This is a genomic window from Clostridium sp. SHJSY1 (genome assembly GCF_031626875.1).
GTDB lineage: Bacteria > Bacillota > Clostridia > Clostridiales > Clostridiaceae > Clostridium.
Genome location: NZ_JANDMF010000059.1, coordinates 1 through 15,919, shown reverse-complemented (window position 1 = coordinate 15,919; position 15,919 = coordinate 1). Strand labels below are relative to the sequence as shown.

Genomic DNA, 15,919 nt, shown 5'->3' with positions numbered 1-15,919 from the left:
TACCCCTTATACGTATTCTAAAATATCTCCTGTAGTTATCATTTCTTTTTTATATGAATTATTAACATTAATCATTCTTTTTTGCTCAACACTTCTTAAAAAATTAATATTCTTAGTAATAAAATTAAGCCCCAATGCATCACCAACTATATCTAAACTTTTTTTAATAGTTTGACTATTATCAACTAAAATATCAAAGTCATTTTTCTTAAACCTTATAGTTATTGTAATTTTCATCTTCCTATCCATCCCTTTATAATACATTGTACCTAATTGATACAATGTAGAAATTACAGTGATTCTACCTTAACATTTTTTATAATCAGCCTCATTTAAAAAAGGAACCCCTCTATTGGAATTCCTCTTTAAATAATTATTTGAATGATCTAATTTGGCCTGCCATACCTGAGTCTAGGTCTTGATGAGCACTAGAAATTGTATCTAATTGTTTTGCAATTGTTTCAACTAAGTCTTTTCCTTCTATAAAGCTTGGCTTTATTCTTGCAAATTGGTTAGCAAATTCAACACTTGAACTTCCTTCCCATTCTTGTTGCAATTGGTTAAGAAGACTTTCCATTCTTTGAACTACTTGTAGAATGTTATCTGCCTCAACTCTGTATTCTCTTGCTCTAGTTGCCATAGCTTCTGGGCTTAATCTAATTTGACTGTTATCCATATTATTTCTCCTTTGTACTTTAATTTAACTAGGTTTATTTTCCCAAATAGTATTTATTGCGTTTAAAGACTTCTAACCTCTCTTTCTGGGAAAATGATAAAAATGGTAAATTTCATCATACTAATTTTTCATTAATATGATTTTTTATTATAATCTATTTTTTTACCCAAATCAACATTTTGTGACCAAATATTCCAATACAATTTTATGCTTCCAAATAGATTCTTAAATTACTTTATATAACTATATTTAATAAATATCTCAGGACCTTAGTCACAACATTTAATTTTTGAATGAAATATGTTTTTAAACAATACATAACAATTTCCTTTCTTACATATAATACTTGAAAAAGCATATTTTACTTGTTATACTAATAGTCATCATGACAAATATTAGGAGGCACTTATATGTTTGAGTCTTATGATAAAGATGTTGGCACTTTTACAAATTTAGTTAATAAGAAAATGGTTTATTTTTTAAATTCACAACTAGCAGTTTATGATATAACTGCTGAGCAATGGCAAGTATTACTTAAACTTTCCCATCAAAATAAAATAAATCAAAAAGTTCTAGCACAATTAGTAAATAAAGATCAACCTACCTTAACAAGAATGCTTGACATCTTAGAAAGAAAAGGACTTGTTGAAAGACATGCTAGTAAAGAAGATAGGCGTTCATTTTCTATTCATATAACAGAGAAGGGACTATCATTAACTGAAAAGCTTCTTCCTTATATAGAAGCTATATTTGAAAAAATTTTAAGTGGTATTTCTGAAGAGGAATTAAATATTTACAAAGATGTTCTTCTTAAAATAGATAATAATATTACTAATTCAAGTATATTAAATAAATAAAATAATTTAATTTTACAATTGTTTTCTACATATGAAATGGACTGTTGCATTAAATAATTTATATACGATATATAAGCTTTGAAACAAAAACTCAAAGCAAAATATTGTATGATTTAATTTTAGTGCAACAGTCCAATTTTTATGTGTAAATTTCTAATTTTTTCATATTTCTTACATTGAAAAATTTGACATTAATACTTGATAGATATATTATTAGTATAACAATTATTTGTGTATCAAATAATTTTGTGTTAATAAAAAATATTTATGGAGGTTAAAAAAATGAATCAAGTATTAAAAGAAAATATTAAGGAAAATAAAAATTTAAAAGTGGTACCAATTACTATAACTCTTATATCTGCTGGTTTTTTTTGCATGCTTAATGAAACTGTACTAAATATGGCTTTAAAAACTTTAATGCAACAATTTAATATATCTGCAAACACAGTTCAATGGTTAAGCACAGGTTATATGCTTATTATGGGTATATCAATCCCTCTCTCTGCATTTCTTACTAAAAAATTCACAACAAGGCAGTTATTTTTAACTTCTGTAGCTATATTTTTACTTGGAACAATCATATCAAGCATTGCTCCTATTTTCTCAATTTTATTAGCAGGAAGATTAATTCAAGCTGTAGGAACTGGGGTATTAATACCTAATATAATAAATACTTTATTAATAATTTATCCTATAAGAAGTCGTGGTAAAATACTAGGTGTATTTAATCTTGTAATGTTTTGTGCTCCAGCTATTGGTCCTACTCTTTCTGGATTAGTTTTACAATTTCTTAATTGGAGATGGTTATTTTTAGTCATCATTCCTTTCTCTTTTATTTCATTTATTGCTGGATATTTATATATGCAAAATGTAACCAAATTAGAAAATCCATCTCTTGATATAATTTCTGTCCTATTATCAACTATTGGATTTGGAGGATTCATATATGGTGTTAATAATATTGGAGTATCTTCTACTGCAATGACTATTCCTATAATTATTGGATGTGTTGCATTATTTGCATTTGTATTACGTCAATTTCATATGGATAATCCTATGTTAGATATTCGTCTATTTAAATACCCTATGTTCACAATTGGAACTATACTTATTATTATTATGCACATGGTTAACTTTGCTACTATGCTTATTTTACCAATGTTTCTTGAAGGAGCTTTAGGATTAACTGCTTTTGGTGCTGGACTTGTAATGTTGCCTGGTGGATTTATTAATGGTATTGTCTCCCCTATTTCTGGTCATTTATATGATAAATTTGGACCAAAAACATTAATTCTCCCTGGTTTTATAATTTCAGCGCTCGTATTTCTTATTTTTTCCTTTACTATCTCCTCTACAATCACTATTCCACTAATTATTGCTTTGCATTGTCTTTCCTTACTAGCTGTTGGACTAATTAATACACCAACTCAAACAAATAGTTTGAATCAGTTATCACTTGAATCTACTCCACATGGTACGGCTATAATGAATACATTACAGCAAATTGCTGGTGCTTTTGGGACATCATTATTTGTTGCTATTATGTCCGCAAGTCAAAAGGATTATTTAAATTCTGTAGGAAACATTAATGATCCTAGTGCTCAAACTTTATCATTAGTTTATGGAGTTCATCATGTATTTATCATTCAAGTATGTGTTCTCATTTTTGCTGTTATATTGGCTTCATTCTTAAAGCATAAACCTAACAGAGCTAAAGAATGTACTATTAGAAATTCAACAGTTATAGAAAAATAAGAAAGTATCCATTAATTATTAAAAATCACTTCTTTTTCAAAAGATAAACCATCTAAAATATAGAAATTTAATCTCTATATTTAGATGGATTAATTTATTTTTTTTATTTCAACTTTTAAAAGAGTCTCACCCTTATAATAAATTCTCTAGGACTTTAGTCACAAAATTTCATATTTTAAGGAAATTTCTACTTAAACATTATATAATTAAATTTGAAATGCAATCTTATGTTAGTAGTTATTGTAATCTTATTTATGTTAACTAAACGTAATTTTACTAAATATTGCTTTTATACTATACTTAATTGTAAAGTGAAAATATATAAATTTTAGTTTAGAGGGGTACAAATGTGAAGAATATTAAACGAAAATTGAATTTATTAATTATTATTTTATTAATTTTACTTACTAGTCTTCCTATTTTAAAGTTAATAAAAAAAACCTACTCAGTTACAACAATGGGTAACATAGTTTCTGATACAGATGATAATAAAAATGAAACATCTGATACAAATACTGATAAGGATAAAGATAATGACAAATCTGCTGAAACTACTAAAGCTATTTTAGAAGCCTTAAATTCCAATACAAAAAGTCCTTCTTATGAAAGTAAAGATTTAAGAAAATTCCCATACCCATATAAATCAATGTTGGCTATATGTAGTGATATAGATGATACAACTTTAGAAGAATTTGAAACTTACCATAAATTCTTGAATACTAAAGAGCAAACTCCTTATGGTGAAGGTGTAGGTCTTGACATAGGCGATTCTATGTGGATGTATATGGGAAATGACACAAAGGGAAAAGTGGACAAGTATGGAAATGGCTCTGAAAATATAATGACCTATTATAAAGGTACAGATACTTCACAAAAGCATAATGCAAATAAAATAGTTAATTATATTAATTCTGGATGGATAGATTGCCTTCATACCTTTGGAGATTTTTCAAAAGATAGTGAAAAAGGTACTGCCTTCAATAGAGATTTAGCTGTAAATGCATGGAATGAATTAAAAGGTATAAATGCTAATTTTAAAGTGTGGATAAACCATGGTAATAGAGCTAATGTTCAAAACTTTGGAGCTCATGGTGCTTCAAACTTTATGAGTTATCAATGTGGGGACAATCCTAAGTCACCATATTATCATACAGATTTAACTATGGGTAATGGTGTTAAATATATATGGAATTCCTTACAAGATAGTAGTTTTGGACATGACTATCCACTTTATGAACTTTCACTTGTTGATGGCAAAAAGGTTTGGGGATTTCATAGATATAATAGAGGTTTAGTAAATGGAAAAGATGATTGGACATGGAATACTAAGAATTTACACCTTCAACTAACTCAAAATAACCTAGATACCCTAGTAAAAAATCAACAATACTCAATAGTAGCACAGCATTTTGGTATTGGTGCTGAAGAGTTATTTTCACAAGAAAATATAAATTCTCTTAGAATGTTAGCAAATTATCAGACTAACGGAAAAATTCTTGTTGCTAAGACCTCAAGACTTTTAAGTTATTCCACTGCTCAAAAACATATACAATATAGTAAGGGTAAAGTAAATGATCAGGAATATATAAATATTGACTGTATAAATGATACTATTTTTGGTAAAAGTACTCCTTCTATTGATGATTTAAGAGGTATTACTTTTTATTGTGATAATCCTGAAAAAACTGTATTGCTTATAAATAAAAATGTAGTAAAGTCTGATGAAATTCAAATTAATCCTAAAGATGAAACTGGAAAAGCAAGTATAACTATTAAATGGTTTAAGTCTGATTACAATGATTATACAAAATAGATATCAAAAAAAGGTTGGAATCACTAATTGATTCCAACCTTTTCATATCTAATTAACTCCAGAAAACCATAACTTTTTTATTGGTTTCATCTACATATGTCATATATCTTATAGACTTTTCAAATTGACTTCTAGAAAGTTTTATATCCTTAGAAGTATCCCATGGATTTACTACTACTACAGTATCTTTAGTTACACTTTTTATTGAATATGAGTGACTTCCATCTCCTAAAATTCCTTTGCTTGGATCAGCTATAGTGAAGTCACAAGCAGCTATAATCCCTGCCCCAGAAGAGCATTTTGAAGCCATAGTATTCATCATATTAGTTTTAGCAGATGTTCCATTAACAGTGCTTTGTTTAAATCCAGTCATTGTTGTAAATACATCACAAGCAAAACAACCATTATAAACATTCATTGCTTTTTGTAGTCCAGCTTCTATAACTCTAGCATCAAGATCTCCAGTTATGTATGCATTTGTTACATCTTTTTGTGATACTGTTTGTTTTCCAGATCCAAAATTAAGTGTGTAACCACCATTACTATTAACTGTAATCATCTTCTTTAAAAGAGTTTTACCATATTTACTATTATCCAAGGCTTGTATTCCAGAAACAGCTCCGCAATCTCCAACCCCTCCTTGGTGGAATGTGCTTAATACTCCATCAATTTGTGTAGATGGATTGCTTTTTGTAGCTGCTGAAGCAGCAACTGGTGTAAATAAAGTTCCTGCAACAATTCCTAAAGCTAGACATGAAGTAATAATTTTCATTTTAATTTTTTTCATTTCAAATCCCCCCATTTTGACTTATTCATATTAAGCATTCTTCTAGAAAACTTAATTATTAATAGAATACATCAAGTTGACAAGCTATAAAATGAATTTGTCATAAAATGAAGAAATATAGTCGTAAACTACACCTTGTAGATTTTTTTTACTATCCAAGAATATATTTCTAAAAGATACAATCTATCAATACTTTCTCCACTCCACATCATTAACATAAAAGCCTCCAAACTGATGCAGTCATCAATCTGGAGGCATAATTTTTAAGGTTTAATATTATGCTTTTGTGCTTACTACTGTTGTAAAGTTACTATAAACTTTTATTCCACCTACTATTCTATATGCTCTTATTTTATAAGAGTAAATAGTTCCTGAACTCAATCCTATATTTGTAAAACTTGTAGAGGTTACATTTGCTATATATCCATAAGTTCCACTTGATCCTAATCTGTATACTTCATAACCATTAGCTCCAGTTACTGCTCCCCAGCTAATCTTTATGCTGCTATTTCCTGCTGACACTGCCGTTAGATTTAATGGTACGGCTAGTACAGGTTTTGTACTTATTGCTGCTGAAAAGTTGCTGTAAATTTTTATTCCACCTATAATTTTATATGCTCTTACCTTATATGAATAAGCAGTTCCTGTATTTAATCCTGTATTTATAAAGCTTGTAGAAGTTGTATTTGCTATATATCCATAAGTTCCACTTGATCCCAATCTGTATACTTCATAACCATTAGCTCCAGTTACTGTTCCCCAACTCACTTTTATACTGTTATAGTTTGCTGAAATTGCTGTTAGATTTAATGGTACTGCTAGTGCAGTTTGGGCACTTGCTACTGTTGAAAAATCACTATAAATTTTTACTGTTCCTACAATTCTATATGCTCTTATTTTATATGAATAAGCAGTTCCTGAATTCAATCCTATATTTGTAAAACTTGTGGAAGTTGTATTAGCTATATATCCATAAGTTCCATTTGATCCCAACCTATATACTTCATAACCATTAGCTCCAGTTACTGCTCCCCAATTTATTGCTATACTACTATTTCCTGTTGATGTTGCTATTACATTTGTAGGCATAGCTACTGGAATGTTTTTCTTAATAGCTTCATAAGCATTAACCATTCCACCTGTAGCAACTTTTCCATTAAGGTTAGAAAGTTTTACAACAGATTTTGTAATAGAGTCCTTAATATTTGCTGTCGTATTAGAAGGATTGACACTTAATAATAGTGCAGCTATTCCACTAACATGAGGTGTAGCCATAGAAGTTCCACTTTCATATCCATAAGTATTATATGGTTCAGTACTGTATATATCTTCTCCTGGTGCAGCCACATCTACAGAGCTTGCTCCATAATTTGAAAAACTAGATAAAGACCCTCTATTATCAACAGATGCCACTGAAATTATATTTGGTAAGTTAAAGGATGCAGGATAAGTTCCCGCTGAATCATTATCAGTACCTAGGTTTCCAGCTGCTGCTATAAATAAACCTCCATAATTACTAACAGCATCATAAAGTGCTTGACTATATACTGTACCACCCCATGAATTATTACTTATTTTTGCTCCCATTTTATTTGCATAGTTTATAGCATTTAGAACATCTGCTAGATAACCTTTTCCAACACTATTTAAGAATTTTAAAGGCATTATTTTTACATTTGGAGCTACACCTATTACACCTGCTCCATTTCCAGAAGCTGCTATAGTTCCAGAAACATGAGTTCCATGGCCATTATCATCCATTGGACTATTATCACTGTTATAAAAATCCCAACCATTAACATCATCTATATATCCATTTTGGTCATCATCAATATAATTATTAGGTATTTCTTTTGTATTTTTCCAAATATTATTGCTTAAATCTGGATGAGTATAATCAACGCCTGTGTCAATTACTGCTACAACAACATTTGAACTTCCTTTAGTAATATCCCAAGCTTTTTCAGCACCAATATCAATACCAGGAATACCATTTTGATACTGGATGGCTTGTCCAGTATTTTTCATTCCCCATAAGTTATTGTAATATGTATCTTTTGGAACCCAACTAGATTCTATATCTGATGCAGTAAGAATATAATTAGGTTCAATATACTCTATTTCACTGCTAGAATTAGCTTTTACCATTTTTTCTAATTCTTTAGGAGTTTTCTTACCTTTGTATTTAACTAACTTTAAGCCATTTCCTAAATCTTTATTTGAAAGCACTTCAACTTCTAAAGCTTCAATCTCTTTATTTTGCTTTGCTTTTTTATCTTCTTTATTATTTGAACTTTCTATATTTACACTTTCTTTAAATTTAACTATGAATTCTCCATCATTATATTTCATTAAATTTTCTTTATCCATTGAACTGTTCATTGGTAATTTTAATTTGTTATCTATAGTAGCACCTTCTGCTTTTAATGGAATTGAAAATAAACATACTGCTACCAATGAAGCTACAGCAATAGAGATATTAAATTTGAAATTTTTTCTTTTGTACATTATGTTTCCCCCTATAATTAAAAAATATTTTTACACGTTTATGCATTGATTTTTAATCTTAATAACTCTATTATAGTTTTTTCTATATTTTTTCATAGATATCTTTAGTCCTTTTATAATTAGGACCTTTATCCTTTTCATTTTTTTACAATTAGAGAAAAGCTTTCAAATTTAATTACTTCGGAAAAGGTTGTAGTCATTGAATTTTTTCATAGTAGGCAAAATATTTTGCTGATTATCTTTCAAAAAAAAGAGCTTTCGCTCCTATTAATTGTAACTTAACTTAACTCCATTAGGCTTAAATGCATCTACTAAACGTTCTGCTAAAGCTTTTTCTTTGAAAGGCTTTACTAAAAATGATGACGCTCCAGCATCTATAGCTTCTTCAACTGCTAATTTTTGACCATTAGAAGAAATAACAATAATCTTAGCCTCTTCATCTATCAACTTTAAAACTTTTATTGAATCTACTCCATTAAGAGCTGGCATAGTTAAATCCATTGTAACCACATCTGGTTTTAATTGTCTAAATAATCTAATAGCTTTTACTCCATTTTCAGCTTCCCCAACGACTTCAAACCCACACTTTTCTAAAGTCTGCCTCAATACAAATCTCATAAATGCTGCATCATCAACTATAAGTACTCTTTTCATAATTTTTATCTCCCTTGTTTCTATTTCAAATCATTTGCTAATTTATTTTTAATTCATTTGTTAATTTAATTTTAGACCATTTCATAATGTTTTTATAGTCACATAAGTCACTTAATCAGATGCAACTTGCACTAAGATTTATAATCTAAAATGCTAATTGCATCTAGAAATTATCCATTTGATTACTTTAAATTGTGGAGGTCCAGTTTCTTGATTTTAATTCATAGACTAAACACTTTTTCATGTGTTTAGTCCATATGTATAATTTTACTCTAAGCTCTTTTCTTTGAAATTTTAATAAATAAAGTGAGTATAATTGTTGTACAAACAAACATTGTTATTGCCACAATTGCAACTTTTGTTATAATTATTTCTTTATTTAAATTAGTTAATATAGTAAAAATAATTGTAGTACCTGTACTTGTTCCTAATATATACAATATATTAGACTTATCTTCCTTTATATTTATACCGAATATTCCTAGTTTCACCAGCATTAAAATAATATAAATAGCTATTATTAATAATATGATAGTTTTATCCATATTATCTTTAAATGACTCTCCTTTTATGTATATACTATATATATAATCTAACAACAAACATACAGTCATTATTTTAAAAGCCATAGCATAAATATTTTTTAGTTCTAAATGTATTCTTTCATCTTCTACCATCTTTTTCATATTATTTAGTCCCTTCTTCCTCCCAAAATAAATCATTAAGTGTCTTACCTAATGCCTTAGCCATCTTTATACATAATGCAATACTAGGATTATAATTGTCATTTTCTATTAGTCCAATAGTTTGCCTAGTTACACCTATCTTTTCTGCAAGTTGACTCTGTGTTAAATCCTTTTCTACCCTTGAAATTTTAATTTTTTTTCCGGACAAATAGTTCACCTCCACATAAATAGCATAATCATATTATAATAATATTTTACATAAATGTAAAATATTAATTGCAAATTGGAATTTATACTTTACACTTTTTTACTACTATATACAAAAAAATACTGGCCAAAGCCAGTATTTTTCACCTTAATTAAATTCAAAACTTTTAACAACCTTTATGCTTCTCTCCTTATGCTCCAACAAGATATTTTCAATACCTTCACATATTTTCTTAAGGGACTTTATATAATAATTCTTGAAACAACCCAAAAGGACATAAAAACCCACAAACAAATCTTCCTAGTAAAACACCCACAGCTAATAAAAAACCCCAGATATAAAAGCTAGTTTGAAATTCAGATGAACCACTGACTGCCTGAAGTGATCCTATAGCACATGCCAATCCTGCAGCAGGACAGGAATAACAATTTAATCCTGGACTACAAAATTGCTTCCAAGAACCCTTATATAAAGACCCATTTGCAAAATTCGTAATATGTGAATTAGTAAATCCAAAGGCAGCAATCTGTATCAATTTTCTTTTTATTGTTGACTTTATCATATTTATCACCCCAGTCCGATACATTCTAGGCAGATGTTTGTTGCTTTATTAAGAACAACAGAAATTTCCCCTCGCCATGAACCATAAATCAAAAATATAGTGGCAAGGATACATGTTATAATCTGTATCCTACACTTATTCTTTTCTATCATTTTAAATACTCCTTCAAGGTTGACTTATATTCATCTATTTTACCTCCAACAATTGGTTCTCCAAGTATATTTCCCTCTTTATCAACAAAGAAGGTAGCTGGTACTCCAACAAAGCATTCTGTAAAATCAGACATATCTTTATTTGCTACAAGCTGTGTAAAATTAGCTTTTGCCTTTGAAACAATATCTTTTGCAGCTTTAAGATTTTTATCTCCATCAATATCTATAATATACCCTACCATCTGAACATTCTTAGGCATTGAGCGTGCCATTTCTCCAAGGTCAGGCATTTCTTCTATACATGGTGCACAGAAGGTTCCCCAAACATTTACCATAGTAATATCCTTTTGTTTGAAAATATCTTCTGTTACCTCATTACCCTCTAAGTCATTCGCAGAAAATGATGGAATCTTGGTAGGCAACTCTTTTTTCTCTTCTAATTTTAAATCTATAAATTTAATGTTTTTCTTCACATCTTCCATACGACTTCTACATTCTTCATACAATTTTTTTTCCTCTTCACTCATTCCATCAAGTTTACAAGTAGGAATACTCACAAGATAAATATAGTCTCCATTCTCACCTAACTTTTCTGTATTATTGTATTCTGGCATGAACTGTGCATCTAGATTGTCATCAGGTACTTCTACTTTTATCATTTTATCTAGGGATTTTCCTGAATCAATACCATTTTGATATTCATCTTTTTTAATTAAAACAATATGCATTAAACATTTGGAGTGGGCCCACACTTGCTTAATAAATTCTTCCTGTTTTTCCTTTGTCTTCTGATCTGCTGGTGCATTTTGCATATCATCAAAAAGCTTATCTGTAATAGGTTTATAATAGAAGTATATATCTTGCACCAAATGTTCATTAAAGTCTTCATTAGGATTTTCAACAACAATTCCTTTATCAACAGCTTCCTTAGGAATTGAAATTTTAAGCCCACGTTCTGCTACATCAGTTGTATCCATGTTAGCATCAGAAGATACAGTAGTTACTTTTTTGCAACCTACTAATAATGATAACGAGAAAATTCCTATTATCATTATTAAAATTGTCTTTTTTAATTTAAAATACATTTTTTTTCTTTTAACATATATAACCTCTCCTTTTCTTTATGCTGATATGATATTAGCATAAAGTATGTGACATCAAAGTGACACAATTTAACTTATATCTCTTTTAATGTATATAACCCAAAATCTATGATAAATTTTTAGGACAGTAAATAATTCGTTTTAAAACAAATTATTTACTGTCCTAGTTCTATTGTAATTAATATTTTCTTTTAACTTTATTATAATCATGAAAATTTCTATAATTTTCATATAACTTAAATTTTTAATGTAATACTTATTGGCAAATTTACAATAATTTGAGTAAAGTCTATTTCTTGAAATACCATTTAAGTGCATTGGTGTAGAGTATTTTATCAACAGCTTTTTCATCAAAAATCTGCTTAATTAATTCAATATCTGAATACTCAAAATGTCTTTTTGCTCTTGTAGACGGCAAATCGGTTCCAAACATCAACGCATCTGGATTTATTTCATAAATCAATTTTAAGGCATTTTTAACCTCCAGTTCTACACGACCAAAGCCTGTAGCTTTTACATGTACCCCTTTATCAACTAGTTTTAATAAATGTGGTAGTCCTTCTTCTGATAATCCTAAATGATCAATTGATATAGCTGGTAATTTCCCAATAGTTGATGCAATTTCTGATAAATCTTTTGCATCAATATACAGTTCACTATGCCATCCAACCAAATCATAAACTCTTCTTGAAAAGTAATCTAACTTAGTTAAGTTTTCTGAACCACCTCGTTTAATATTAAATCTTAATCCTCTTACCCCATTGTTATGTAAGTCAACAATCTCTTCATTTGTCACTGTAAAAGGTAATTGAGTAACACCACAAAATGCAGACCCCATTTGTTTAAGTGCTTTTAATAAGTACTCTTGATCAAACCCTTGAAATGACCCAGATACAATTGCTCCACCCAATATATTCAAATTAGCAATTTCATTTTTATAATCTTCTATAACATAGCTAGGTGGCATATATCCTTGGTTTTCAATAATGGGAAAATTAAAATCAATAATATGAAAATGGGCATCAAAAATTCTCATTTAACTGTTAGATACTTTGGAGTCCAATCACCAAAGTATTTAGTAGCATCTACTTTAGCAGCAGCAGAACTACTTAATACATTTCCTTTTCTTGAGTTTGTATTTACTTTTACATTATTATAAGTTGTGTTATATTCTGCAAAATGTGCTTTTTCAGGTGTATTGTTACTCATAGAAGTCCAACCTGCAGGGTTTATTATTGTGCTGTTTTGAAGTTTAGTATTTAAGAAAGTAACCTTTGCTCCTGCACCCCAAGGTCTTCCAAAGTAACCAGGTGCCTGTTTCTTATTGCTAGTAGCTGTCACTGAACAGTTTCTAAAAAGATACCCATAAGTTGCTGTATCTTTTGCTGCTGTTATATATCCACCTACAGCCTTATCACTATAACCACAGAAGTTTAATGTACTATTATCAAATACTGAATTTCCATCGCCAAAAATATAGTCAGTGTTTCCTTCTATAGTACAGTTTTTGAAATAGCTATTATTAGAACCATTTGAACCAGTATACAGTGTATCCTGACTTCCAATAAATCCACATTTATAGAATTCCACATTATCTGCATCAATAATCATAGCTGCTGCTCTCTCTGTTTCCCCTTTTGAAGTAACATTTGTAGATGTAGTTCTTTGTGTAAGAGTTGAAGATACACTTTGAGGGAATTTGGTTGAAAGAGTAACACCATCTTTTAATTCTTCATTAGTAACATATTTGTTAAAAGAATTTTCAAATACTATGTTTTCTGCTTTAAATGCTTTTGCCGCATTTGTAAGGTAAACCGAACCTCCCCATTTACCACTACTAACATTCCTTTTTGTAGTTTTAGCTACAGCACTGCTTTGGTTGTAGAAGCCATCAGCTCCAACACTATAATAATCATATCCTAAACCATAGTACCAAGTAATTTTAACACTTTTACTTGGATTAGAATTAACAAGAGTAATATATGGAGTAGCTATTTTAAGCTGTGCTCTATATACTCCTGGAGCAATATGAATTGTAACTCTTTGAGACTCACTTTTAGGGTTAATCTTAGCTGCAGCATCAATAGCAGCTTTGACTGTGCTATAGTTATTTTTCTTTGAACCGTCACCAACATATAAATCACTTGTTGTAGCAGCTGATACAATTTTCTCCATAGTTATACTTCCTAAACTAACTGTTAAAATTACAGTTAATGCTAAAAATTTACCAATATTCTTCTTTGAACCTTTAATCATGTTTTTCCACCTTTCTAATCTAACGTTATTTGATAAATTACTAAGACACTCTTTCCTATTTTACAAATTTAGATATAGGTAATTTATTTTCTTTTACTCCCTGAGCAACTAATTTAGCAATTTGATTTGCTCCTTCTTTAGTAAAATGTGTGCGATCTGATCCATCTATGGAAACCATAAACATTTTATAAGTTTTATCATATCCAATTGAAGTATAATAATTTAAACTTTTTGTTGTAAGATCAATTAATTTAACATTATTCTCAGTTGCTACTTGTTTCATTGCTTTATCATAATCAGCAAAATCATTAACAAACTTTCCATTTTTATAATTAAGCCTTGCAACTGGTGTCACTAAAACTGGAATTGCTTTTTTGGCTTTAGCCCCATCAATATACTTCTTTAAATATTGCTTATATGTTGTATATGGTTCAGTATATCTAGTTGGATCATTCTTCTTTTGATCATTATGGCCAAATTGAATAAATAGATAATCATTAGCTTTTATTTTATTTAATATATCTTTTAAATGCCCTTCATCTATAAATGATTTTGAACTTCTACCACTAAGAGCATCATTTTCAAATGTAACATCTGAAGTAAATAATGTTGGAATAACTTGTCCCCATCCAACTTTAGATGTAGTTGCTGCATTATAGCTTGCAACTGTTGAATCTCCTGCTATATATATTTTAGGTTTTGATGTGGCAGCATTAGCAGCAGTTGATAAAAATCCTATTTGCAAAAAAGCTATTGCAATAAGAATTATACTTTTAAACTTTTTAAATATAAAACTTTTCATAATATTTTATTTTCCCCCATTTAAATAATTTTTTATTTAATTATGGATGATCCCCATGAACCATACCATGCATATCCTGTTCTTCTTTCTTGGTCAATATCAGCAAGTTTGTATTTTACTACACCATCACGACCTACAAATATAGGTTTATTAGTTCCTATTTGATAAAAACGAGCCCAAATAGGTGTTTTTACACTAGTATCATTTACAACTTTAACATCGCCATTTGCTTTAACAACTTTTATTCCTGTAATTCCAGTTGCTTTAAACCAATCCGTAGCAGCTTTAATAGAAGCATTTATTTGTGGAGTAGCTGTTCTAGTTTTTAAGAACTTTACAATACCTGCACTTTCTGAAGAACAAAGAGAAGTAACTTCAAATACTCTTGCAGATGTAGGTTTTAAAGTTATTTCGTCATGCTGCTGTCCCCAAACTGTTAACTTTCCATTTACCTTGACTTGTGTTTTTAATATACAATCAACACCTTTATTAACTGCAGTTTTACATTTATTAGCTAAGGTGTTGTCTACAAATGAAAAATCACCTTTCTTATTAGCAATCTCATCTAGTATATATAAAACATTAACCATCGCATCATCATTATAAGTAATATGTTTATGATAGCCTGTACTATTAGCAATCTGTGGCCATCCTCCATTACTGTACTGCATATTTAACAAACAATTAATTCCTTTTATAGCTGCAGCTGAATAGGCACTGTTTTTTGTCTTTTTATACTCAGAAGCTAATCTTCTTATTTCTGAATAAGTATACCCATTATCTATAGTTGAGTGCTTCCAATCTCCTTGTGCTGTATTGTATCCCTTTGCCCAACCGCCATCTGTATTTTGATATTTTAAAATATCTGAAATTTTTGCTGTAGATGCTCCTGAATTAGCTGCATACACTGTTTTTGGCTGCATCATTGTTACTCCAGAAGCGCCTAGTACTAATGCACAAACTAATGTAAAAGATATTTTTTTTAATTTTGATTTAATCATAATTTTCCCCCCCTTATTTCTAGAGCACTCACGGAAACTCAATAAAGCCCATGGGTATGCCCTTTTTTTATTATTTTTTTTAGTTATTTCCCCCATTTT

At 29.4% G+C, this 15,919-nt stretch carries 16 protein-coding genes and 1 pseudogene; 3 read left to right on the top strand and 14 right to left on the bottom strand.

What is annotated here, in order from left to right:
* Positions 1–6 precede the first annotated feature (6 nt).
* Both NNC19_RS20405 and NNC19_RS20400 read right to left on the bottom strand, forming a co-directional pair.
* On the bottom strand, positions 7–237 hold the full coding sequence (locus tag NNC19_RS20405; protein WP_310940543.1) for a hypothetical protein: 231 nt from the start codon (positions 235–237) through the stop codon (positions 7–9).
* Between the two features lie 136 nt (positions 238–373).
* Positions 374–676, bottom strand: coding sequence for a WXG100 family type VII secretion target (locus tag NNC19_RS20400; protein WP_310940542.1), 303 nt, complete (start codon positions 674–676; stop codon positions 374–376).
* Between the two features lie 410 nt (positions 677–1,086).
* Between NNC19_RS20400 and NNC19_RS20395 the strand changes: the two genes are divergently transcribed.
* The 3 genes from NNC19_RS20395 (at position 1,087) to NNC19_RS20385 (ending at position 5,101) form a co-directional block, all read left to right on the top strand.
* The gene (locus NNC19_RS20395; protein ID WP_310940541.1) at positions 1,087–1,533 is read left to right on the top strand and encodes a MarR family transcriptional regulator; all 447 of its coding nucleotides are present in this window, start codon (positions 1,087–1,089) and stop codon (positions 1,531–1,533) included.
* Positions 1,534–1,815: 282 nt separating this feature from the next.
* Positions 1,816–3,288: an MDR family MFS transporter gene (locus NNC19_RS20390; RefSeq protein WP_310940540.1), complete on the top strand. Its 1,473-nt coding sequence runs from the start codon at positions 1,816–1,818 to the stop codon at positions 3,286–3,288.
* A 349-nt stretch (positions 3,289–3,637) separates the two neighbouring features.
* The gene (locus NNC19_RS20385) at positions 3,638–5,101 is read left to right on the top strand and encodes a hypothetical protein (RefSeq protein ID WP_310940539.1); all 1,464 of its coding nucleotides are present in this window, start codon (positions 3,638–3,640) and stop codon (positions 5,099–5,101) included.
* 52 nt (positions 5,102–5,153) lie between these two features.
* Here NNC19_RS20385 and NNC19_RS20380 read toward each other — a convergent pair whose 3' ends face one another.
* From NNC19_RS20380 to pelA, 12 genes and pseudogenes are all read right to left on the bottom strand, one after another.
* Complete coding sequence (locus NNC19_RS20380) at positions 5,154–5,888, bottom strand: hypothetical protein (protein ID WP_310940538.1); 735 nt, start codon at positions 5,886–5,888, stop codon at positions 5,154–5,156.
* A gap of 276 nt (positions 5,889–6,164) precedes the next feature.
* A complete protein-coding gene (locus tag NNC19_RS20375) occupies positions 6,165–8,396 on the bottom strand; it encodes a S8 family serine peptidase (protein ID WP_310940537.1) in 2,232 nt (743 codons plus the stop codon).
* Positions 8,397–8,663: 267 nt separating this feature from the next.
* A complete protein-coding gene (locus NNC19_RS20370; protein WP_310940536.1) occupies positions 8,664–9,050 on the bottom strand; it encodes a response regulator in 387 nt (128 codons plus the stop codon).
* 272 nt (positions 9,051–9,322) lie between these two features.
* On the bottom strand, positions 9,323–9,736 hold the full coding sequence (locus NNC19_RS20365; RefSeq protein WP_310940535.1) for a DUF6773 family protein: 414 nt from the start codon (positions 9,734–9,736) through the stop codon (positions 9,323–9,325).
* 1 nt (position 9,737) lies between these two features.
* Complete coding sequence (locus NNC19_RS20360; RefSeq protein WP_310940534.1) at positions 9,738–9,944, bottom strand: helix-turn-helix transcriptional regulator; 207 nt, start codon at positions 9,942–9,944, stop codon at positions 9,738–9,740.
* A gap of 235 nt (positions 9,945–10,179) precedes the next feature.
* A pseudogene (locus NNC19_RS20355) lies at positions 10,180–10,506 on the bottom strand (4Fe-4S binding protein); the annotation flags it as partial.
* Between the two features lie 5 nt (positions 10,507–10,511).
* Positions 10,512–10,658 carry a CD1871A family CXXC motif-containing protein gene (locus NNC19_RS20350; RefSeq protein ID WP_310940533.1) on the bottom strand — a complete coding sequence of 49 codons (147 nt, stop codon included), beginning with the start codon at positions 10,656–10,658 and terminating at the stop codon, positions 10,512–10,514.
* Positions 10,655–11,743, bottom strand: a complete 1,089-nt coding sequence (locus NNC19_RS20345; RefSeq protein ID WP_310940532.1) for a TlpA disulfide reductase family protein — start codon at positions 11,741–11,743, stop codon at positions 10,655–10,657. Before NNC19_RS20345 ends, NNC19_RS20350 begins: the two co-directional genes overlap by 4 nt.
* A gap of 307 nt (positions 11,744–12,050) precedes the next feature.
* A complete protein-coding gene (locus NNC19_RS20340) occupies positions 12,051–12,797 on the bottom strand; it encodes an amidohydrolase family protein (protein ID WP_310940531.1) in 747 nt (248 codons plus the stop codon).
* On the bottom strand, positions 12,794–14,017 hold the full coding sequence (locus NNC19_RS20335; protein WP_310940530.1) for a pectinesterase family protein: 1,224 nt from the start codon (positions 14,015–14,017) through the stop codon (positions 12,794–12,796). The genes NNC19_RS20340 and NNC19_RS20335 overlap by 4 nt, the downstream gene beginning before the upstream one ends.
* A 55-nt stretch (positions 14,018–14,072) precedes the next feature.
* Positions 14,073–14,819 carry a rhamnogalacturonan acetylesterase gene (locus NNC19_RS20330; RefSeq protein WP_310940529.1) on the bottom strand — a complete coding sequence of 249 codons (747 nt, stop codon included), beginning with the start codon at positions 14,817–14,819 and terminating at the stop codon, positions 14,073–14,075.
* Between the two features lie 32 nt (positions 14,820–14,851).
* Positions 14,852–15,820, bottom strand: a complete 969-nt coding sequence (pelA, locus tag NNC19_RS20325) for a pectate lyase (RefSeq protein ID WP_310940528.1) — start codon at positions 15,818–15,820, stop codon at positions 14,852–14,854.
* Positions 15,821–15,919: the final 99 nt, after the last annotated feature.

Excerpts from the sequence above, each read along its gene's own strand:
- NNC19_RS20380 (WP_310940538.1), bottom strand. The coding sequence starts at position 5,888 with ATGAAAAAAATTAAAATGAAAATTATTACTTCATGTCTAGCTTTAGGA.
- NNC19_RS20340 (WP_310940531.1), bottom strand. The coding sequence starts at position 12,797 with ATGAGAATTTTTGATGCCCATTTTCATATTATTGATTTTAATTTTCCC.
- NNC19_RS20365 (WP_310940535.1), bottom strand. The coding sequence starts at position 9,736 with ATGAAAAAGATGGTAGAAGATGAAAGAATACATTTAGAACTAAAAAAT.
- NNC19_RS20395 (WP_310940541.1), top strand. The coding sequence starts at position 1,087 with ATGTTTGAGTCTTATGATAAAGATGTTGGCACTTTTACAAATTTAGTT.
- NNC19_RS20335 (WP_310940530.1), bottom strand. The coding sequence starts at position 14,017 with ATGATTAAAGGTTCAAAGAAGAATATTGGTAAATTTTTAGCATTAACT.
- NNC19_RS20375 (WP_310940537.1), bottom strand. The coding sequence starts at position 8,396 with ATGTACAAAAGAAAAAATTTCAAATTTAATATCTCTATTGCTGTAGCT.
- NNC19_RS20390 (WP_310940540.1), top strand. The coding sequence starts at position 1,816 with ATGAATCAAGTATTAAAAGAAAATATTAAGGAAAATAAAAATTTAAAA.
- NNC19_RS20405 (WP_310940543.1), bottom strand. The coding sequence starts at position 237 with ATGAAAATTACAATAACTATAAGGTTTAAGAAAAATGACTTTGATATT.
- NNC19_RS20345 (WP_310940532.1), bottom strand. The coding sequence starts at position 11,743 with ATGTATTTTAAATTAAAAAAGACAATTTTAATAATGATAATAGGAATT.
- pelA (WP_310940528.1), bottom strand. The coding sequence starts at position 15,820 with ATGATTAAATCAAAATTAAAAAAAATATCTTTTACATTAGTTTGTGCA.
- NNC19_RS20370 (WP_310940536.1), bottom strand. The coding sequence starts at position 9,050 with ATGAAAAGAGTACTTATAGTTGATGATGCAGCATTTATGAGATTTGTA.
- NNC19_RS20350 (WP_310940533.1), bottom strand. The coding sequence starts at position 10,658 with ATGATAGAAAAGAATAAGTGTAGGATACAGATTATAACATGTATCCTT.
- NNC19_RS20400 (WP_310940542.1), bottom strand. The coding sequence starts at position 676 with ATGGATAACAGTCAAATTAGATTAAGCCCAGAAGCTATGGCAACTAGA.
- NNC19_RS20330 (WP_310940529.1), bottom strand. The coding sequence starts at position 14,819 with ATGAAAAGTTTTATATTTAAAAAGTTTAAAAGTATAATTCTTATTGCA.